The sequence below is a fragment of the Halalkalicoccus paucihalophilus genome (genome assembly GCF_001593955.1).
Lineage (GTDB): Archaea > Halobacteriota > Halobacteria > Halobacteriales > Halalkalicoccaceae > Halalkalicoccus > Halalkalicoccus paucihalophilus.
Genome location: NZ_LTAZ01000013.1, coordinates 13957 through 34478, shown reverse-complemented (window position 1 = coordinate 34478; position 20522 = coordinate 13957). Strand labels below are relative to the sequence as shown.

The following is a 20522-nucleotide window of genomic DNA, read 5'->3' as shown; positions in this document are numbered from 1 at the left end:
AAGGAGCCCTCTATCGGTGGAGGGAGTCGTCAAAGGTTGTCAGAGGCACCTGTGACTCCCCACCCGTCCTCATCCACTTGCTCATGACCATGAGCGGAGAGGGGGCATATCGTCCGCACCTGTACCATGAGGTCAAGACGGGAAAGCAGTTAATGCTAGTATGAACAAATCACTATTAACAGCCCGGCTCATTACCTAGCCCAACAGATCCCGTATTCTTTGGAAGACTCCTATCCAGAACGATTCTTACGCTCATCAAATAACACCTCGTAGACGCCTCGTTGTGCCGCTCGAAGGTGATTCGAAAACGTTGGCTGAGAGATGTCCATCGAGGCAGCAACCTCTTTCCCCGTTCGAACCCGCGGCGACTCGAAAAACCCACTCAAGTATGCTGTTTGGAGGGCTGCTAGTTGTTTCTCAGTCAAGCGGTCCTCACAGACCATCCGGAATGTCTGTCGCGTTTTGAGCGCTCGGTTACGAGTGTGGCGTCCAATTAGATCGATCTTGGGAACGGTCTGCTGTAACCGTTCAACGAACTCGCGGGCGTCAGCCGTATGGGATAGATTAACGACAGCTGTCGCCATCCCTTTCTCAATGATGAGCGACCGGACAGCCGCACCTTGCTCGACAAATCGTGCCGCAAGCGTCGAATCGGTCACGCGGGCTCTAAAGAGAGTCTCGTCGTTACGTTCATTGAGACAGATCAATTCCTCAATAGCGACGGACTGCTCGCCGGCAATTTGGAGTTCTTCCGATGAGATATCCTTCGCAGTGAATAAGACATCCGCTTCACCCGTCGACTGAGAAACAAGGCCTTCGAATTCTATCGTACACTCTGTCTGACTGGCAAGTTGACACAAGGGGGTGTTCGGCTCTCGGCACTGGAGCGTGAGTTCGACGACACGGTCGGTGGGGAGTGTTTCTCGCGTCTCGACAGCATTGATCGTGTGCGCAATCGTTCGACCGAGTTCTGCTAAGACAGCGTGGTTTCGCTCGTCGGACGAGGGCTGATCAGCATAGGCTGTCAGGACACCGTACAGCGATTCTTCGTAGACCAATGGAACGCTGATACACGACCGTGCACCCCGTTTAAGAGTCCCCTCTCGTAGCGGGATAAATCGCGTCTCGGTGGTGAGATCTGAGACGATCTGTGTCTCTTGGGTGCGTATGGCGGTACCGATGGGATTGCACTCAGACGATGACTCGTCGATCGGGATCTCAAGGTTGTCGACGTAGTTACTATCGATGCCAGCCCACTCTCTCGGCGTAACCGTTTCTGTGGTCGGATCGCGTTCGCCGATCCACGCAAATTCGTAGTGGTTGGATTCGGCGAGTTGCTCGCAAACCGCTCGGTCAATCTCCTCGAGACTGTCGGCCTCTACCAATGCATCATCGATTGTTCGGATAAGGCTATTGAGGCGGTCGAGACGGGCTAATTCTTCGTTTTGCTTGGCTAACTGTTGTTCGCCATCGGCACGATCCCATGCCGCTTCAATGGTTGCTCCGAGCGTTTTGGCAAGGTCCACTGTGGTTTCATCGAGAGTCGCTTCTCGAGTAGAGCCGGCACAGAGAACCCCATGCCTACCGAGTGGGATTAGGAGTAGATGGTTCAGTGCTGATTTCGACCGAGGACTCATAGGAGAGGATGAGAGGTCGTTGGCCAAGTCAATGTCATTACTGATGAATGTCTGCCAGATTTGCTCGGAAATCTCATCTGAGAGGTCAATCGCATAGGAATCCACCTCTTGAGTGGTAGATCGAGTATATTGGCGAAAGTCACCGGTTGTCCTGTCGTAGTGCCACAGTGCAGTATATTCAACGCCGAGCACACTCTCTGTGAAGTCCGTAATCCGGTTCTTGATTTCTTGCGTGTCACTCTCCATTAGCTCCCGGCTCGCGGTATTGAGTTGCTCGAGAGCATCATGTGTTTCTTTGCGATCGGTGATATCGATTAAATACCCCAAATAGTGTGTGATACTGCCGGAGTCGTCGTAGACGATCTTCGTAGTATCTTTCACCCAGCGAATGTCACCGTCTTTGGTTTTGATGCGGTATGGAGCATGGCTGAATCGTTTGGTCGTTCCGTCGCTGTTCTCTTCAACCTCTTGGGCGATTCGCTCGACTTCTTCGTCAATCAACAGGTCCGTGTATGTGATTTCGCCCGCTGTGAGTTCCTCGGCTGTATAGCCAAGCAGCCGTTCGACGTTCTCGGAGACGTATTCGACTGGCCAACCTTCTCCGGCGTTGGGATCCCATCTGAAAACGACTGCTGGCCCCTCGGTGAACATATCACGCTCATCGGCTAGTTGCCGTTGGGTCCGTTTGTGCTCGGTGAGTTCGAAGGCTGCACCGGTCAGACCGGCGATCGCCCCAGATTCATTGCGGAGTGGCGCGACCATGAGATCGTACGTCACCTCGCCGCTCGGAGATTCGTAGGTCACCTCCTGACGAACCCTCTCGCCGGTATTCAAGGCAGTCTGCTTTGGTGCTATAACTGCATCTGCGGCAGCAGGCGGTAAGAGTTCGTCATCGCGCTTTCCGAGTACTTCCTTCTTCTCAAGATCCCCGCGGAGGTTTTTGCACCATGTGTATCGCAGATCGGCATCTACTCGGAAGAGGGTGAGCTGAGAGTTCTCGACTGCGACGTTAAGTTGCTCTTTTTCTATCTGGAGCTCCTCCTCTAACCGTTTTCGTTCGGTGATGTCTTGGAAGACAACTGCGACTCGTCGGCTGCCTGCACGCCCCGGTTTGAAAACGTAGAAATCGTACCATGTCTCATCTACCGTGGCATATTCTTGATGGCGCTCACTTTCACCCGTACTGGCTACACGATCGAAGATCTCGTATAGATCGGATCCGTATGACGGCTTAATCTCAGTCAACCATCGGCCTTCGAAATCTTCGTCGTATATCTCCATCACCGCGGGATTGGCCTCACGGCAGAGTATATCGAGCGGCTGTCCGTCTCTGTCGAAGACTACATCGGCGAAAAGAACCCCTTCATCGATTGATTCGAATAGTTCTCGATATCGATTTTCGTACTTATGAAGGACGCCTTCAGTCCGTTTGGGCTCCATGGCACCGTCAAACGTAGAAATGTGTTCGGAGAGTTCGTCGTGTGTACACTTACGAAGAGGACGCCACCACACCCGTCCGCGAGCGCTGACTTTCTTCGTCTCAAGCTCATTGTCATCGACGAGCGTGTCCAACTTATTGTAGATGGTACGACTTGTGCAATTGAATTCGTTGGCAACCTCAGGTGTTGTCAACGGTGTCCCCGGTGGAGCGAGCATAGAAAATACCGCTAGGACTCTTGTTGGAGATGGCGTAGACGAGCTCATGACCATTGTCGGCTAACGTCTCGTAAAAAGATTCCGTCGACAGAAACAATTTGCTGACCGTGTTTTTACTCGCGAGGGTTGCTGATATTTAGCATCTCACCGTCACAGTCTGGACATTCCATTGGATGATGGTCTGCCTCCAGTCTGTGCCCACAGTCCATACACTCGAATGTACTTAGAGGCAATTCTTTAGACAGTCGACTCTTTCCCATACGTACTATATGTTCGTCTACTATTATCAATGTATCCTCAACCAACATCCAGAAATCTCATAAAATGATACAACTATCTTTCTAGTATGACAGTCACTATCTACTGATTTCAATCCCAAATAGAACGGAACGATACGTCTTGTTCAAGCCGGTTAGCAAATTCAAGACGTACTCGTTGAGCTTGATTGTCGGAAATTGTCTTAGCAGCATAGAAACCTACATAAAACATTTGATAATAATACTACTTTCGTCAGTGCAAATCGATGACTCTGCGTACATGGCATTTTTATAGATAATAGTGTTGTGGACAAGATTTAAATTAATATAGCATAGTACTGCAATAGATGGCATTAAATCACGAATTGTCACGACGTCACATTCTACAAGGAATCAGTGGCATAGCAGCGGCAACAGGCATTGTTGGACAGGCAACTAGTAGTCAGCACAGAGACACCACTGTTCTTGACGGTAATATTCCGTCGAACCAGTCTGCATGGATTCTCCTCGGCGAATGGGATCAGTCGCTGGCAACCGTTATTGGAACCTTCCATGGTTGGAGAACATGTGGATCAACAGGCTCAGCCGGAGCAATTAGTATCGTTGCTTCCTCCAATGAGGATGCCTGCTGGCGTGCCAGTGCAACACACACAGACGCTGCCTCTGAAAAGCAGCCGGTCATTGGATTCGAACGGGTTGAGTATTCTGGCACAGAGTACTTCGCAGTTAAGCTCGCTGTGACTGATAATTTTAATTATGATTCCGGGATGCACTTTAGTGGTACAACGCACCAAGCAGCTCTTCAAATCGTCTCCGGTTCGGCTGTGAGTAGAGTTGAGGAACTCGGTGCTACTGGTCGTTATGATATTATCAATGACCTATACGCACATAACGAGGCGACGTTCGAGGACGGAATCACGGTCTCAGGAACATCGAAATTCAATGATCCCGTTCACATCCCCTCTCCGGACGCTAATAATCATGCTGCTACAAAGGAATATGTGGACACGTTTCAGGACCACTGGGAGCAGTATGATATCGTAGCCGAAGGTGGCGACCCAACTGGTGAAGAAGATGTTTCTACCATCGTTAAGAGTCTTGATGCCAATCGTGTAATGATTCTGTTTCCGCCGGGGCGGTACAGATGGGACAATGAAGTTAATTTCGAAGCCGATCAGCTCGTTCTTATCGGACTCGGTGACGTGTGGCTTGTTCCATCGTCGAAGTTTCCTGCGAATACAGCAAATCGTCTGACTGAGCGAATGATTGGTTTTGGGGGAACAGATGGGGGTGACGATCTCTTAATCAAGAATCTCAATTTCGATTTTACTGGCTCGAATATTGGGACCAGAGCCATTCGTGCTCGTGTCGCCGGGGGTGGGCGTATTGAAAGCGTAATAATCGATGGCGTAGCCGATACTGACAATGGACAAAAGCTGATTTCGCCTGAAGCTAGCGCACCAGATGCAATACTTGAGCTGTACCAGGTTCGTATTCCAGATGGTTCAACCAGTACCCTCGCGAATACGTCGAATGAATCAACGAATATCTATATTGGGGCCGCTCATAAGGGACTTCTACGTCTGACTGACTGTCTGAGTTTCTATGGACCGAATAACGGGGTCCGCATTTCAGGTGCCGAGACAAGTAGTGTAATAATTGATGGGGGTCAGTACGGGAACTCAGACCGGTGTGCGATTCGCCACAGTTCTGACGGGCAAGTACTCCTTCGTAATGCTCATCTCACCGTTGATGATCACCGCTCAAATTTCACTAATCTCCGTGGTGTTTGGCATACTGGTCCAGGATCGTTTGTTATTCGAAATTGTCAATTTACGATTGGGCGTATCCCTGAGGCCGGTCATGGAATCCGCACTACGACAGGCGGACAAATGCATGTCAACGAATGCTATTTCGACCACGAAGCCGATGAGCGCGTCTTTGAGATCGATCGTCGCGATGGAACACCTGAACGTGATTATCAAGTCTCCTTCGATGGCGTGTATGTTTTTGAGCAGGGCGATCGGCCTGATTATCGAATCAATGTTGATCGGGAGGATACGTTTCTTCGACGGTTTATATACCGAAATCTCTCGGGATCAATTGGGTCAACAAATACAGTGATCCATGTACGGAATGATAATTGTATTATCGAGTATCCGCACATTACTGCTCCGAATGCACGGTTCGGAATTCGCACGGCTGGTGGCTCGGGGCTCGAAGTTCGGCATGGTGAATTCGATGTTAGTACACGGGATATGCGTCTTGAGCAACCAGATGTAGTTCTTGAGGGAGACTATACGCTATGGGATACGGAGATCCCTCGCTTAGTGCAAAATGGATGGGGGCTCAACGATGGAAATCCAGCTCTAACCGGTGACTGGGAAGGGAATGGATTTGATGGGCTCATGGTTTTGGATACGAGCACGAACACACCCTATCTACATATGCTCAATAATTGGATCGCTCTCTAACCTCTCGCTCTATATCGTTGCCATTTTCCCCGCTCTAACGGGCGAGGATTTCTCGAAGAGGGTATTACGGTTACCCCTTTCCTCGGGGGCAAACGCTTTCGCGTCCCCCTCAATGGTCCACATTCGATTAATACCAAGGACGTCGTTTGCAGTGCGTATAGATGTGTCAAAACGGACATCCCACAGATATTTAGTCGGCACACCAATGGGACGGACTACCGGTCCATCCCTCTGCGACAGGGCGTGCGAGCAACGTCAGCCCAACCGCGGTTGTGACCAGAACCGCTCCCGACTCTTTGCGTGCTGGCTAGACGGACGGTTCTGCCATGTAGCCTTGTACAAGTGACATCCTCCCCGACGTGAATGCCGGGGCTTCCCCAGAGGGAATGACTGACTGATTTCCCTTTTTGAGCTGATTGATTCACTTGAGATTGAGGTATATATCAAATCATTCTACAGTATTTCTATGAACCGCCTCTCCAAATGTAAGGCACTTCATCTTTAGGTTGGCCTAAAATCCAGAACTTTTATTTATCTTTAGGCGAGCCTAAAAATCGGATGCGACAATTAAGTATACAAGCAATGACCGCCCGCACAGCAGTTCCAGCCTACTACGAAGGTATCGAACTATGAGCTACCAGAATACGGACAACGCCACTATACTCTCTCAACAGGCCAACCGAGAATCGAATGCGCGAACATACCCACGTCATCTTCCCTTTGCCATCCGCGAGGCAGAAGGGATACGCGTGACAGATATGGACGGGAACGCATACTACGACTGTCTCGCAGGAGCAGGCACACTCGCGCTCGGGCATAACCATCCACGGGTAATTGAGGCAATGGAACGGACTCTAGATACTAACCAACCGATTCATACTCTCGATATATCCACACCTGCGAAAGAGCGATTCGTTGACTCGCTCTTCAAGAGTCTCCCCGATAGGTTCAGTGAACAAGCAAAAATTCAATTCTGTAGCCCTGCCGGTACGGACGCCGTTGAGGCGGCGTTGAAGCTTATCAAGACCGCAACGGGAAACCGAAGCGTCCTGGGCTTTCAGGGTGCTTACCATGGAATGACGAACGGCGCACTCAGCCTGATGGGCGACACCGACGCCAAGGAACCGATCCCGGGGCTGATGAACGACGTTCATCACCTCCCGTATCCGTACGACTACCGCTGTCCCTTCGGTATCGGTGGCGAAAAGGGCTACCAAACGGCCAGCCAATACGTCGAGGGGCTCCTCTCGGATCCCGAGAGTGGCGTTCCGAATCCCGCCGGAATGATCCTTGAGCCGATTCAGGGTGAGGCCGGCGCCATTCCCGCACCTGACGAGTGGCTCCGGGAAATTCGGCGTATCACGCGCGAGCGAGATATCCCGCTGATCCTCGATGAAATCCAGACAGGCCTCGGTCGCACGGGCGAGCTGTACGCGTTCGAACGCGCCGGTATTACACCAGATGTCCTCACGCTCTCGAAGGCGATCGGCGGCGGCCTGCCGCTTGCAGTCGTCATCTACGATGAATCGCTCGACGTCTGGGAGCCAGGCGCCCACGCCGGGACGTTCCGCGGCAACCAGCTCGCAATGGCTGCTGGCGAAGCAACGATTGAGTACATCCTCGAACACGACCTCGCAGACCACGCCGCCGCCGTTGGCGTACGCCTGCGCGACCGACTTGAATCGACCGCCGAGCAGTTCGATGCTATCGGCGACGTGCGCGGTCGGGGCCTGATGCTCGGTGTCGAGTTCGTCGACCAAGATGCCGACTGGCAGGGGTCGGGTCCCCACGCTCCAAATGGTGACCTCGCTGAGTCCGTACAGGCCGAGTGTTTCGATCGTGGCCTCATCATCGAACTCGGCGGCCGGGAAAGCGCCACCGCGCGGTTCCTCCCGCCGCTGATCGTCTCCGCTAGTGAGGTCGATGAGATCGCAACGATCTTCGACGAAGCCGTCGCGTCCATCTTCGAGGGGCGGAAGCAAACCCAGGGGGTAAGCGCATGAGCGTGGACGGATTGTTTCTAGGGACCGACCGCGGCGACGCCAAGTACAGAGCGGCAATGGAGCGGGCAATCGACGCTGTGCTCGACGCGGTCGCGGATCGCGAGGAACCGTACTCGGGCGCCGCTCCCGACGCGCTTGTCGAGTCTTTCGACGACTCCGTCATCCCTGAGGAGGGCTGCGGGCTCGAGACGACGCTCGACGAGGTCACCGAGCGAGTACTGGCACACTCGGTGGACCCTTCGAACCCGCGGTGTGGGGCCCACCTCCAGTGTCCGCCAATGGTTCCGGGACTGGCCGCCGAGGCGCTGCTATCGGCGACGAATCAGTCGCTCGATTCGTTTGATCAGGCGCCCGCCGCCACGGTGCTCGAAGAGCGGGTCGTCGACGCACTCTGTAGCCTGTTCGATCTTCCAAGGGAGGCAGACGGTGTCTTCACGAGTGGTGGTACTCAGTCGAACTTCCAGGCGCTGTTGCTCGCCCGCGACCGGTACTGCGCCCACCAGTTCGACCGAGATGTCCAGAACGAGGGCCTCCCCCCCGAAGCCGACTCGCTGCGAATCCTCTGCTCGGCCGAAGCTCACTTCACCGCAAAACAGGCCGCCCACCATCTTGGTCTTGGGGAGGACGCCGTCGTTACCGTTCCGACGAACGGCGACCGCCGGATGGATCCCGAGGCATTGGAAGCGACGCTCGCCGCCCTCCGGGAGCGAGGAGCCGCTCCGTTCGCCCTTGTCGGCACCGCGGGCACTACCGACTTCGGCAGTATTGACCCGCTCGACGCTCTCGCCGACTCGGCCGCCGAACATGGACTCTGGTTCCACGTGGATGCGGCCTACGGCGGGGCACTCGCTGTGAGCGATAAGTACGGGGACCTCCTCAAGGGACTTGAACGGGCCGACTCTGTCGCCGTTGATTTCCATAAACTGTTCTACCAGCCGATCAGCTGTGGGGCACTCCTGCTTCGGGACGGCGCGGCGTTCCAGTGGATGGCCCGCAACGCCGCCTACCTCAACCCTGAGGACCACGACGACCGCGGGGTTCCCAACCTCGTCTCGAAGTCTGTCCAGACGACTCGCCGCTTCGACGCGCTGAAGCCCTACATCGCGTTCCGTACACTCGGACAGTCAGGGATGGCTACCCTCGTCGAACGGACCCTCCGTCTGGCCGACAAGACCGCCAAACTACTCGAATCGGCTGATGACTTCGAATTGCTCGGCGATCCAACGTTGAACGCCATTGTCTTCCGCTACCGACCCTGCGAGGGGATAACCGACGAAGAGGCGAGCCGGCTGAACGCCGCCGTTCGGCGAGAGCTCCTCGAGGATGGGCGGGCGATCGTGGCCCGCACTGAGGTCGACGGCGCAACCAGCCTAAAACTCACCCTGCTGAACCCGACCACAACTCTCGAAGACGTCGGAGCGATCCTTGAAATCGTGCGGGACTGCGGGACAGCGATCGGCGGGGCCCAGGAGGTGGTTGCATGAGTTCTGGCGTTGATCCTCGTGTAGCAGATGCGGTAACCGACATTGATCCCGCCGAGCGGGCCGACGACGCGACTGTCCACGCCCTTCTCAACTGCTATCTCCGCGAGACCGGCGAATACGACGTTCTTGATGGAGGTGCCATCGGCGTTGAGTCCGGATCCGACGGCCTCCTCCAGGCGACGCTCCCCGAACAGGAGATCGAACTATTGGCGCCGCTCGCATACCGCTCGCCGACGGAGCGACATCTGTTTGAGACGCCGGTTCGCTACCGGCTTCCGAACGGAACGGTCCAGCCAGTCGACACGGCGACCCTCGCTGCATTCGTCGTGAAGGATCTCACCATTGCGAGCGATGGTGACGCCGTTCCGGACGAACTGCTCGAACGGGTCCTCCGGAGCAAGCGAAACGTCGAATCGTTTGTTGCGGCGCGAGACGACGACGACAGTCGGCTCTACGCCGAAGAGCTGTCCTTCCGGGACGCCGAGCAGGCGCTCGTCTTCGGTCATCATCGCCATCCTACCCCAAAGAGCCGACAGGGGATCGCGAAACGGAATCGGATGACCTACGCGCCCGAACTGCGGGGCTCGTTCCCGCTTCACTACTTCCGAGCCGAGTCGGATCTCGTGACGACAGACTCAGCGCTTGAGCGAAGCGCTGCAACCTGGGTGAACGACACTCTCCGAGACGATCCGGCGGTTTCGGCGTCGTTCGTCGCTGAGAACGTCGAGAGCGATGCTATCCTCCTACCGGTCCACCCGTGGCAGGCCGAGTACCTCCTCGATCAGCCCCACGTTCGCCGTCACCTCGGTGATGGCCTTGAACACCTTGGCGCAGTCGGACGGAAGTTCTACCCGACGACCTCGGTCCGAACGCTGTATAGTCCAGCCGCGCCGTTCATGGTGAAGTCGTCGCTGCACGTGCAGATTACCAACTCTGTCCGGACGAACAAGCGCCCCGAACTCGAACGCGGCGTCGCCGTCGCCGAACTCCTCTCAACCGACTTCGGGGACGAGTTGGAGGCGGCGTTTCCCGCCTTCGATGTCGTTTGCGATCCTGCATACCTCGCGCTCGATGTCGGCGACGACCGCGAGTCGGGACTGGAGACGATACTGCGAGTCAATCCGTTTCAGGATGGGGCTGCCGAAAACGCGACCCCCCTAGCATCGCTATGTCAGGACGCCATCGCCGGCTCCTCGCGGCTTGGCCGGATCGTCGCGGGAATCGCCGGGCGGGAGAGCCGATCCACAGAGGCAGTTAGCGCGGAGTGGTTCCGCCGGTATCTCGAAATCGGGATCCGACCGGTGCTCTGGCTTTACCTCGTCCAAGGAGTGGGCCTCGAGGCCCACCAGCAGAATTCTATCCTCACTCTCGATGAGGCAGGCTATCCCGACGCCTTCCGCTACCGAGACAACCAAGGATTCTATTTCCCCGAATCGGTCTACTCGGATGTCGATGCGTACCTGCCCGGGGTCGGCGAGCGCGCGGACACTGTCTGTGCGGACGCCGTCGCAGACGAACGGCTCCGGTACTACGTGATTCTGAACAACGCTTTCGACCTGATCAACGCGTTTGGCTGTGCCGGACTCGTCTCGGAGCGGCGGCTGCTGAGGTTGCTCCGCGAGGAACTCGAACGCGCTTGTGACCGGTACGACCGACCCTCGTCGGACTTTCTCGACCCTCTGTTCGAGTCACCGACAATTCCCTGTAAGGCGAACCTGCTCACCCGTTTCCGGGGACTCGACGAACTGGAAAACGACCTCGAAAATCAGTCCGTCTATGCGAACGTGACCAATCCGCTCGTTACCGAATTCGATATAGGACAATGACAGAATCAGACGCAATCATCACGGCCGACTACGACTACCAGACCTACGACCACCGCATTGATCGAACAATTTCGCTCCGACAGGCGACCCTCGAGCGCGATCTCGGTCGTCTCCATTCGTGGCTCGGCACCGATCATGTGAAGCCGTACTGGCAGCTCGATCTTCCCGTGTCGGCGTTTAGCGACCGACTTGTCTCGAAGCTCTCGGACGACCACCTTACGCCCTACGTCGGCTGTCTCGACCACGTCCCAATGAGCTACTGGGAGTGTTACTGGACCGCCGAAGACGACGTTGCGAACCACTACGACGCGGTGTCGACAGACCAGGGCGTCCATCTGTTGATTGGTCCCGAGGAGTACCTCGCCCGGGGCTACGCCCGACCGCTGTTACGAGCCGTTATCGCCATGCAGTTTCGCCACTCTGAGACCGATCGGGTAATCGCAGAACCTGACGCCCGCAATGATCGCGCAATCGCCGTTTTCGAGGACTGCGGGTTCGAACGCCGCGGAGAGTTCTACTTCGAGGAGGCCGAGAAGGATGCTGTTCTGGTGGTCTGTGAGCGCGAACGGTTCGAGTCCGCGGCGTCCGTCGACGCCGGTAGTAGTGCCGACGGAGCGACCGCTCGAGCCGACACCGGAGGTGAGCATCAATGACCGAGATCGCCAACGGATCTGTCTACGATGTCATTGGCGTCGGTCTCGGTCCGTTCAATCTCGGTCTCGGAGCCCTGCTCGATGGCCTTGAGGAGGACGTCGACGCCGCCTTCCTCGAGCGTGATGCCGAGTTCCACTGGCACGAGGGAATGCTGCTCGAGGGAGCGACGCTTGAGGTGCCGTTCCTCGCGGACCTCGTAACGCTGGCAGATCCGACGAACCCCCACAGCTATCTCAACTACCTGCGAGAGCGAGGACGGATCTACGAGTTTTACTTCTACGAGCGATTCCAGATCCCCCGCCGGGAGTACGACGATTACCTCCGCTGGGTCGCCGAGCGTCTCGAGAGCTGTCGGTTCGAGCGGGAGGTCACCGCGGTTCGCTGGGATGGCGATGGTGAGCACTATGTCGTCGTCGCTGAGCAGCCCGAGACCGGCGAACGCTTCGAGTACCGCGGAAAGCACCTCGCACTCGGGATTGGATCTCGACCGCAGGTTCCCGGACAGCTGCAGGGACACTCCAAGGAGGACGTCTTTCACACCGCACGATACCGCCACAACCGCGATCACGCGCTCGAAGCGGACTCGATCACCGTCGTCGGCTCAGGCCAGAGCGCCGCCGAGGTGTTCCAGGACCTGCTGGAACGCCAGCCCGAAAGCGGCTACCGTCTCGATTGGCTGACCCGTTCGGATGGCTTTTTCCCAATGGAGTATTCGAAACTCGGCCTCCAGCATTTCACGCCCGAGTACACACAGTACGTCTATGACCTTCCCCAAGACGTCAGAGACGACCTCGTGTCGAATCAGGATCTGCTTTACAAGGGGATCGACCCAGGCACGAGCGCCGAGATCTACGACCTGCTCTACCGGCGCTCGATCGGCGACCGAGAGCCCGATGTCGGGCTCTTCGCGATGACTGAAGTCCGAGATATCAAATCGGTCGGCAATGCGTACGCACTCGACTGTCACCAATGGCAGGCCGAGGAGTCGTTCGTTCACGAGAGTGAGGTCACGATTCTCGGCACCGGTTACGAGCGGGTCGTTCCGTCGTTCCTTGCGCCGCTGGAAAACCGAATTGTGTGGGACGACCACGGGCGATTCCACGTGACCGAGGACCACCGCCTCGAGATCGACTTGCCGGGCGACATCTTCCTTCAGAACGCCGAACTCCACACCCATGGCGTCGGCGTTCCCGATCTCGGACTAGGCTGTTATCGCAACACGAAGTTTGTCAATCGGCTGGTCGGCTGCGAAGTCTATCACGAGGACAGCGACACCGTCTATCAGGACTTCTCGGTCGACCAGTTCGTCGACCGCACGCCAGGCGCCTCCCAGTCCGGGAGCGAACCGACCGCGAATACGACGCCACTACAAAACGATTGATACGATGAATCCAAACGATACCACCCGACGGGATGCGCTGAGCACGGAAATCTGGGAGACGGTCGAACGCCGCCTTCTAACGAAGATGTTAGAGGAGTTCACGTACGAGGAGATTCTCACGCCCGGACAGGTCGAAGCCGGTGAGGAGCACGCTACCTACCGCTTTGACCTCGGCGACACAGCGTATCGCTTCGAAGCGACCGAACGGCTGATGGACAGCATTCATGTCCACGAGGGAACCGTCGAACGACGTTCCGACGACACATGGAAGTCCCTCGATGATCCGCTTCGCTTACTACGGGACCTCGGTGAAGCGACCGATCTTGAGGGGCTTATTGAGGGCAACCTCGTCCGCGAGTACAAGCGCACGCTGCTGGCCGACGCCCACGTCGAGGCTCGCCGACGAAACCAAGAGGGGTTCGACCCGCTTGATCTTGATTACGCCCATCTCGAGGGCGAGATGGACGGCCACCCGTGGATCACCTACAACAAGGGCCGGCTCGGCTGGGGATATGAGGACTACAGGCGCTACGCCCCCGAGCGAAAGGAGCCGGTGACTCTCTCATGGGCCGCCGTTAGTAGGGAGAAGGCGACATTTGTCGGCACTGAGGATGTCGACCACGACTCGCTTGTCCGGAATGAACTCGGCGATACCTATGGTACGTTTCGGGACCGCCTCACCGACCGAGGCCTCGATCCGGATGCCTACTACTTCCTGCCGGTTCACGACTGGCAGTGGGACAACAGCGTCGTACCGCTGTTTCCCGACGATATTGCTGCCGACGATATTGTACCGCTGGGTGAGGGACCGGACGAGTACCTTCCTCAGCAGTCGGTCCGCACGTTTGTCAATCTCGATGACGAGTCAAAACATCACGTGAAGGTTCCGATGCGGATTCTCAACACGCTCGTCTGGCGCGGACTGCCAGGAGAGCGGACAGAACTTGCGCCCACTGTTACCAAGTACATCCACGGGATCTACGAGGACGACGAGTTCCTCCAAGAACAAGGGCTTGTTCTACCGGGCGAAATCGCCGGGATCAACTACGATCACTCGACGTTCACCGATATCGAAGGCTCACCGTACCAATATCACGAGTTGCTCGGGGCCGTCTGGCGGGAGTCGATCTACACATTCCTCGATGAGAACGAGCGCGCGGTCACACTCTCTGCACTCATGCACGTCGACGGTGACAGTGAACCGTACGTCTCCCGGCTTATCGAGCGCTCCGGCCTCACTACGGACGAATGGCTCGAAGAGTTCTTCGATACCGTGCTCCCGCCACTGCTTCACTTCCTGTACCGCTATGGAACGGTGTTTTCCCCGCACGGCCAGAATACGATCCTGATTGTCGAGGACGGAGTTCCCACTCGGTTGGCAATCAAGGATTTCGTCGACGACGTGAACGTGAGCGACCAACCCCTCCCAGAGCTGGAGGCATTGCCTGACGAGATGCACGCCGTGCTCCGAAAGGAGCCACCGGAGGGTCTCTGCCAATTTATCTTTTCTGGGCTATTTGTCTGTGTACTACGCTACGTCGTGGATGTTCTCGAGGACCATGAGGAGTATCCCGAGGAGCGGTTCTGGTCCCACACCCGGGGGGCGATCCTCGACTATCAATCCCAGTTCCCCGAGCTTGAGGAGCGCTTCGAGCTGTTCGACCTGCTTCAGCCAGAGTTCACGAAGCTCACTCTCAACCGCAATCGGATCTTCGAGTATGGCTACGATGACGCACCCGGTCGCCCACACGCTTCTGAGCATGGGACGATCACGAACGCTCTGTACGAAGTCGGTAACACCACCCCCGACGAAGCGAGACAATCGGGTGCCGTCGACCATTGATCTGAGATTGCTGGGATCGTAAATCCCGGCCCAATGAGTCAAAGTGGATCCGCAGATGCTGGGTCAGAAGGGATATCCGGTATTAGCCCAAACTCCAGCAGCGTTATTAGATCGGATCTGTACGCTCCTCGAACACGTTGTCAATCGCGAGCTCACGACCAACCAGAAACGCGCTCACTTCATCGCTCGGAGCGTGAAGGATTGGGCCGAGAAAGCGCCTGTTGGCCCCGTACTCGATAGCCAGACGATCGCGATTATCCACCGTCGTTGAGGGAATAAGCCCCATACCCAAACTATGGCCCGCGTTATGGACTTCCTCACAAAATTCGAGAAATACGACGTCGAGCAAATGCAGCGTCGTGGCGGGAAGCTCGTGGTCATCGATGAAGAGACAGCTGACCGATATCACAGTCGTTGCGATCGGGCAAGTGAGCAACCTCCTGCAGAGAGCGTGATATCCTAACAACGGGCAATACAAAAGAGCATAGCTCATGAATTATTGGAAGCAGAAACAGTTCGTCGGTTCTGCCTTCGGAAGCATATCACACCACGGTATGATGAAATACAGAGAGGTCGTCTAGTGCTTTCCTTCTTGTTCTTCACCGATTCGGTGTCTGCTAACTCGTCGTATTTCTTCAATACCAGATCGAAGTCGTCGTCATTAACCGCGGGTTCTACACTCGGTGGAAATCGTCACAGACGAACTGAGTCTCCTCCCGATCCAATCCATAGGCATGGAATGCGGCGGCGTCGATCTCCGCCTGTAGTCATTTCCGTTCCTCGGGATCAGTGACAGAGTTGATCCCACCTAACCGTTCGTGCATCTCCGCGAAGGCCTCCCCGTAGCAGTTCAACCGTGCGGCACACGAGGAGATTTGGTGCTTACATCACCCGGGACATGAAGACGGTGGTGTGACAGGTGGGCTGTTTACTGAACTGGCGAGCGATCCATCGCTGTGAACAAGACCCAACCACAGCACCAGCGACACGCAGACCTCGACCTGCCAGAAACGCTCGATACAGCCGACGCCAAACTCGTTTACCTCTATTTGCGGATCGAGAATGAAGCAACAATCGATGAGCTGCACACTGCACTCGGGATGAAGAAGATCACCCTCTACTCGTTACTCCAGATACTCACCGCAACGGACCACGTTGATCGGACAGGGACTCAGTATGTCTGCCAACCGCAGACAACAACTGGAGGAAATCTATGAGCAGAGACCCAGTCCGAGCGGTCGTTCGAGTGCGAACGTTGGGCCCCAGTGGGCTCAATCCACCCCAGATTAAGGTCATTGATCGCCTCCAGACGCTAGCTGACAGGGGCCCAATTGATGAGCTCGATATTGATGTGTGGGGACCATCGATGGGAACTACTCAGGATAACCGAGATCCAGCAGGCACACGTGAACGAGTGGCCGAATTCGAACAGTGGGCAACTCAACAGGGATATACGCTTCGGCCGGCCTTCGACTGGCGCTCTACTGACTCAGCAGGTGATGGGAAGAGTCAGAGACGAGAGATCGTCACGCCGCTGATCACCCTCGCCGTCTACACGGAAGGCGAGGATGATCTGCAGGCAGTGTATCCGCACGTAGACGGTGAGGATGTTCGGACGATCCACGACGGGGTCGAAATGCTTGAATCGATGGCAGGCGACACTAAACAGTCGGGAGACGAGCAGCGTGAGCAAGTGACCGTTCCGGCCGAGTAAGTCGAGTTGGAGGCGGCCACCGGTTTACGCATCGAGGATTCACACCTCCAAGGCGGACCCGCTCGAGACTTTCCTTCGACGCGCTTGTTATTTGGACGCTAGTTAGTCCGGGAACTGTCTCCACAGTCGCATATTGCTTACGGGCACGTTCCACGTACCCTAGTGGCGGCACTAGTCAGGAACCTCCTGAGAGAGCCCACTCCTGATAACGGCTATCCACAGAGAATGGATCCGTTTTTATTTTCTAATTCTATTCATAGTTTGACATCCTCACACGCCCTAAAGGGCGTGGAATCCCCAGCATGGGGAATCCAGCCTGCTACCGGAGAGGTTTCAGCCCCATTCCCCGAGCGTCGTCTGTGCGGGTTTCGCACTCAGCTCGGGGCGGGCTGTGGCACTGCCAAAGGTGCTCCCATCCTGAGGCGAGTCATCGCGTTCCGGTTTCCAAGGAACGCTCTTCCCCCACGAGTCTATGCGGCCAGCGATGTTCGCCGCCGTTGCCAGAAGCCGACGGCTTCTGGCTGCCCGCCGGAACGGGGTTCCGGCGACTGCGTTGATGTCCGCTTGGTACTCCGTAACCCAACACTCTGGGTTCGTGCATCGGAACGCCGCCTGCGACCCACGCCGTCCGATGTGTCCGCACTCGTGGCACGTCTGGGACGTATATGTCAGGTTGGCGAACCGAACCGGGATACCGGCATCAAGCGTCTTGTCCTCGGTCCGGCTCGTGAGGCGCGCAAAAGCCCATTCGTGAAGGCGTCGGTTCATCCACTTTCCGTAGTCGCGATGTTCACGATGTGCGACAAGTCTTTGAGGGCGATAACCGGCAAGTCGAACTGCCGGCCTCTCGCCCGCGAGTTATCCGCGTGTTTCTTCTCAAATGAGTGCACCGACGGTGAAACTCCTCCACAGATATTGTGAGACATCTTCGGTGGAATCCTGTTGACTGTCCTGAACACCGTAGACGTGATCTAGCGATTGGTGCCTTTTTTACGACGAGACTGTTTCAGGGAGTTATGTCTTGGGATCGACGACTAGTGACGCGACGAGGGACACTTGCTACATTGGGCTGTGTCGTCGCCGGTGGCTGTACGACACAACCGGATACTGGAGACAGAACGACTTCACCCGACCAGGACGCCCCCGAAACGGAGCAAACTGACAGTTGGGTTCCTACGGCCGCCTCACCTCTCGAAGCGACCGTGGAACCAACCAAACTCATCATCAATCTCGATGTACCGTGGGATCTCGCGTTCACACCGACGAATGACCTGTTCGTGACTGAACGGACAGGAACGCTGCTCCGGTTCGAGGCCGACGAGGTACTGGCTATCGCCGAGAACGAGGCGGCCCCGCTCGATGCCACTGCTGTCCCTACATCAGATCAACACAGCTTCCTTGGCGATCATCTCCTTGGGCTTACCACGCATCCGGAGTTTCCAGACCCATCGTTCCTGTATGTCTACGTGTCGATCGAGGAGGGATCGGAGCAGTACAATCAGGTACTCCGCTATGACCCGCAAGCAGACGATCCCGAAGCGTCACTCGAAATTATCATCGACCGCATTGAGGGCGATCACACAATTGGCGGTCGAGTCGCGTTCGGTCCGGAGGACGATCTGTGGGTGCCGATCGGAACGAAAGACGAACAGCGAGCGCAGGATCCCACCGTTCTCGGTGGGAGCGTCCTCCGATGCACGCCTGACGGCGATCCGGCACCATCGAACCCATCACTGGATGTCGATGCCGATCCACGGGTAGCGAGTTATGGCCATCGAAACCCACAAGGCATCGACTGGCTCCCAACTGGTGTCCCGGTTCTTACTGACCACGGACCCACTGGCCACGACGAGATCAACCGGCACTCCGACGGCGGGAACTACGGATGGCCAACTGTTCGGACCGAACCCGAATATGAGGCTCATCCCGACTACGATCGCCCGCTTGTTAACACTGGTCCGGACGAGACGTGGGCACCCGCAAATTGTGTTCGGTATACTGGCGATGCGATTTCAGCATGGCACAATCGTCTGCTCGTTGCAACACTTCAAGGGATGGGACTGTCGATCATTACGTTACGCCCGCCCGATACTGAGCAACCACCGGTAGAAGGAGATGCAACCCGGTATGACGCAGAGTGGTTTGACAAACGCTACACGGCAACAGCGCATCAGACACTGAGTGGGGTACTTGGCCGCATTCGGAACGTCGCTCAGGCCCCGGACGGGACGCTTTTAGTCTCTTCTTCAAATCGAGATGGATTGGCGCCCGATGACGGACAGTTCCCTCGTAAGCACGACGACGTACTTGTGCAACTACAGCCCGTCTCGAAGTGAGGATTCCAGTAGTCAGGATTATTCCGACGTGCTTGACATCCTCCCCGCCCTGAAGGGCGAGACTTTGTGCCTGTTTTCACGTAATACGCCTACGCCGGCGAATTTGCCAAATACCTTTGCGGAACTGCCGTTACTGAACAAAAAAGATGCAGACTTGTGCTCGCTCAACAAGCTCGGCAAAGAGAACGTCGAACAGATGAAACACCGTGGGAAGAAGCTCGTGGTCATTGACGAGGAGGGGGCCGACCCTGATCATAGCCTGTTTTGCCAGCATGGCGGTTGAGATTCACGCTCTCGATTCTTCCTAAGCGCATCGATCGAGGCCCGGATGATCGAACCACCGACTAGAACTGTAGTTCCAAAGATGAGGACTATACTCGCAGTCTCAAGCGTCTCGACACTGTATGCGACACTTACCTCCTTGCTTGCGATAGCGATACTCCCCGCGAGCAGTATTACTGCAAAGTATCCCGTCATGTCGGCCTCGTCTACCAGTAGTGTCGCACTCGCGCCCATACGAGCACCGAGCGCGCTTCCGACGAGTAACGCGGCGACGACAGGGATGTTGACGGCGTTCGACTGGGCGTAGACGAACGTCCCGAAAGCGCCTGAGACCGAGATCTGGAGGATGCTGGTCCCGGCAGCAATGGCAGCGGGCATGCCGAACCCATAAACCATGACGGGGAGCAAAAGGAATCCTCCACCGACACCGAGACTGCCAGACAGAATTCCGATACCCAACCCAACAGCAAGGATAATCCACATCGAAACAGTCCCGCCGCCAGGTAGCGACACCAATGGTGGAAGCTGGATCGCCTGAACCTCAGTAGCGACTCGGTCCGTTTTTACAGCAGTATCGTCAGTACGCGTATCTCGAAGGACGTAGAGCCCGACCGCACTAAGAAGGCCGACATACAGTACGCTGATGACGAAGTCAGCGCTGTCGAGCTCCGCAAGCAGAAACACGATCCGGGTACCGATCTCGATACCGAACGTCATCCCGAGAATCATCATCGCCGCCAGTGTATAGCTGATCTGCCCGTGATCGCGGTGTCTGAGTGCACCGATGACACTGGTACCGAAGACGAACGCGAGTCCGCTTCCAACAGCTACCGGCGCCGAATACCCGAGCACCAACAGTGCTGGTGTCACGAGAAACGAGCCGCCCATCCCGAAGAACCCGAAGAGAATACCGATGAGCAGGCCGAACCCGATGAAAAGGCCAATACTTACGATACCAAGACCGAAGAGCTCCAC

At 56.3% G+C, this 20522-nt stretch carries 15 protein-coding genes and 2 pseudogenes; 11 read left to right on the top strand and 6 right to left on the bottom strand.

Features of this window, described 5'->3' with window-relative positions; translation table 11 throughout:
* Positions 1-230 precede the first annotated feature (230 nt).
* Together HAPAU_RS20095 and HAPAU_RS22810 are read right to left on the bottom strand one after the other, a co-directional pair.
* Entirely contained in the window at positions 231-3209 is a 2979-nt protein-coding gene (locus tag HAPAU_RS20095) for a bacterio-opsin activator domain-containing protein (protein WP_169802672.1), read from the bottom strand.
* A 197-nt stretch (positions 3210-3406) separates the two neighbouring features.
* The gene (locus HAPAU_RS22810) at positions 3407-3553 is read right to left on the bottom strand and encodes a rubrerythrin-like domain-containing protein (RefSeq protein WP_157078532.1); all 147 of its coding nucleotides are present in this window, start codon (positions 3551-3553) and stop codon (positions 3407-3409) included.
* 344 nt (positions 3554-3897) lie between these two features.
* Here HAPAU_RS22810 and HAPAU_RS21110 point away from each other — a divergent pair, with 344 nt between their 5' ends.
* From HAPAU_RS21110 to HAPAU_RS15610, 7 genes are all read left to right on the top strand, one after another.
* Positions 3898-6024 carry a hypothetical protein gene (locus HAPAU_RS21110; RefSeq protein ID WP_157078505.1) on the top strand — a complete coding sequence of 709 codons (2127 nt, stop codon included), beginning with the start codon at positions 3898-3900 and terminating at the stop codon, positions 6022-6024.
* Positions 6025-6653: 629 nt separating this feature from the next.
* Positions 6654-8027, top strand: a complete 1374-nt coding sequence (locus HAPAU_RS15635; protein WP_066384727.1) for a diaminobutyrate--2-oxoglutarate transaminase — start codon at positions 6654-6656, stop codon at positions 8025-8027.
* Positions 8024-9511: a pyridoxal phosphate-dependent decarboxylase family protein gene (locus tag HAPAU_RS15630; RefSeq protein ID WP_066384726.1), complete on the top strand. Its 1488-nt coding sequence runs from the start codon at positions 8024-8026 to the stop codon at positions 9509-9511. The genes HAPAU_RS15635 and HAPAU_RS15630 overlap by 4 nt, the downstream gene beginning before the upstream one ends.
* A complete protein-coding gene (locus HAPAU_RS15625) occupies positions 9508-11337 on the top strand; it encodes an IucA/IucC family protein (RefSeq protein WP_066384723.1) in 1830 nt (609 codons plus the stop codon). Before HAPAU_RS15630 ends, HAPAU_RS15625 begins: the two co-directional genes overlap by 4 nt.
* Positions 11334-11990: a GNAT family N-acetyltransferase gene (locus HAPAU_RS15620; RefSeq protein ID WP_066384720.1), complete on the top strand. Its 657-nt coding sequence runs from the start codon at positions 11334-11336 to the stop codon at positions 11988-11990. Before HAPAU_RS15625 ends, HAPAU_RS15620 begins: the two co-directional genes overlap by 4 nt.
* Positions 11987-13372, top strand: a complete 1386-nt coding sequence (locus HAPAU_RS15615) for a lysine N(6)-hydroxylase/L-ornithine N(5)-oxygenase family protein (protein ID WP_066384719.1) — start codon at positions 11987-11989, stop codon at positions 13370-13372. The genes HAPAU_RS15620 and HAPAU_RS15615 overlap by 4 nt, the downstream gene beginning before the upstream one ends.
* A gap of 4 nt (positions 13373-13376) precedes the next feature.
* Positions 13377-15215, top strand: coding sequence for an IucA/IucC family protein (locus HAPAU_RS15610; protein ID WP_066384716.1), 1839 nt, complete (start codon positions 13377-13379; stop codon positions 15213-15215).
* A gap of 106 nt (positions 15216-15321) precedes the next feature.
* Here the strand turns inward: HAPAU_RS15610 and HAPAU_RS21105 are convergent, their stop codons facing one another.
* Together HAPAU_RS21105 and HAPAU_RS23010 are read right to left on the bottom strand one after the other, a co-directional pair.
* Complete coding sequence (locus tag HAPAU_RS21105) at positions 15322-15624, bottom strand: hypothetical protein (RefSeq protein ID WP_157078504.1); 303 nt, start codon at positions 15622-15624, stop codon at positions 15322-15324.
* Positions 15625-15830: 206 nt separating this feature from the next.
* Positions 15831-16078 (bottom strand): annotated as a pseudogene (locus HAPAU_RS23010) (hypothetical protein); the annotation flags it as partial.
* Positions 16079-16171: 93 nt separating this feature from the next.
* Here HAPAU_RS23010 and HAPAU_RS15600 point away from each other — a divergent pair.
* Positions 16172-16432 carry a hypothetical protein gene (locus tag HAPAU_RS15600; protein WP_066384711.1) on the top strand — a complete coding sequence of 87 codons (261 nt, stop codon included), beginning with the start codon at positions 16172-16174 and terminating at the stop codon, positions 16430-16432.
* Positions 16429-16929 carry an HTH domain-containing protein gene (locus HAPAU_RS23005; RefSeq protein WP_368085897.1) on the top strand — a complete coding sequence of 167 codons (501 nt, stop codon included), beginning with the start codon at positions 16429-16431 and terminating at the stop codon, positions 16927-16929. Before HAPAU_RS15600 ends, HAPAU_RS23005 begins: the two co-directional genes overlap by 4 nt.
* A gap of 333 nt (positions 16930-17262) precedes the next feature.
* Here the strand turns inward: HAPAU_RS23005 and HAPAU_RS15590 are convergent.
* A pseudogene (locus HAPAU_RS15590) lies at positions 17263-17765 on the bottom strand (zinc ribbon domain-containing protein); the annotation flags it as partial.
* 180 nt (positions 17766-17945) lie between these two features.
* Here HAPAU_RS15590 and HAPAU_RS15585 point away from each other — a divergent pair.
* Together HAPAU_RS15585 and HAPAU_RS21100 are read left to right on the top strand one after the other, a co-directional pair.
* Complete coding sequence (locus HAPAU_RS15585; protein WP_084383807.1) at positions 17946-19265, top strand: PQQ-dependent sugar dehydrogenase; 1320 nt, start codon at positions 17946-17948, stop codon at positions 19263-19265.
* A gap of 28 nt (positions 19266-19293) precedes the next feature.
* Complete coding sequence (locus tag HAPAU_RS21100; RefSeq protein WP_157078503.1) at positions 19294-19548, top strand: hypothetical protein; 255 nt, start codon at positions 19294-19296, stop codon at positions 19546-19548.
* Here the strand turns inward: HAPAU_RS21100 and HAPAU_RS15580 are convergent.
* On the bottom strand, positions 19518-20522 hold the full coding sequence (locus HAPAU_RS15580) for a sulfite exporter TauE/SafE family protein (protein WP_084383806.1): 1005 nt from the start codon (positions 20520-20522) through the stop codon (positions 19518-19520). The two genes, HAPAU_RS21100 and HAPAU_RS15580, sit on opposite strands and share 31 nt — an antisense overlap.

Bases quoted from the DNA above. Each gene is read 5' to 3' on its own strand.
- HAPAU_RS22810 (WP_157078532.1), bottom strand. From the start codon at position 3,553: ATGGGAAAGAGTCGACTGTCTAAAGAATTGCCTCTAAGTACATTCGAG.
- HAPAU_RS21110 (WP_157078505.1), top strand. From the start codon at position 3,898: ATGGCATTAAATCACGAATTGTCACGACGTCACATTCTACAAGGAATC.
- HAPAU_RS15635 (WP_066384727.1), top strand. From the start codon at position 6,654: ATGAGCTACCAGAATACGGACAACGCCACTATACTCTCTCAACAGGCC.
- HAPAU_RS15630 (WP_066384726.1), top strand. From the start codon at position 8,024: ATGAGCGTGGACGGATTGTTTCTAGGGACCGACCGCGGCGACGCCAAG.
- HAPAU_RS15625 (WP_066384723.1), top strand. From the start codon at position 9,508: ATGAGTTCTGGCGTTGATCCTCGTGTAGCAGATGCGGTAACCGACATT.
- HAPAU_RS15620 (WP_066384720.1), top strand. From the start codon at position 11,334: ATGACAGAATCAGACGCAATCATCACGGCCGACTACGACTACCAGACC.
- HAPAU_RS15615 (WP_066384719.1), top strand. From the start codon at position 11,987: ATGACCGAGATCGCCAACGGATCTGTCTACGATGTCATTGGCGTCGGT.
- HAPAU_RS15610 (WP_066384716.1), top strand. From the start codon at position 13,377: ATGAATCCAAACGATACCACCCGACGGGATGCGCTGAGCACGGAAATC.
- HAPAU_RS23005 (WP_368085897.1), top strand. From the start codon at position 16,429: ATGAGCAGAGACCCAGTCCGAGCGGTCGTTCGAGTGCGAACGTTGGGC.
- HAPAU_RS15585 (WP_084383807.1), top strand. From the start codon at position 17,946: ATGTCTTGGGATCGACGACTAGTGACGCGACGAGGGACACTTGCTACA.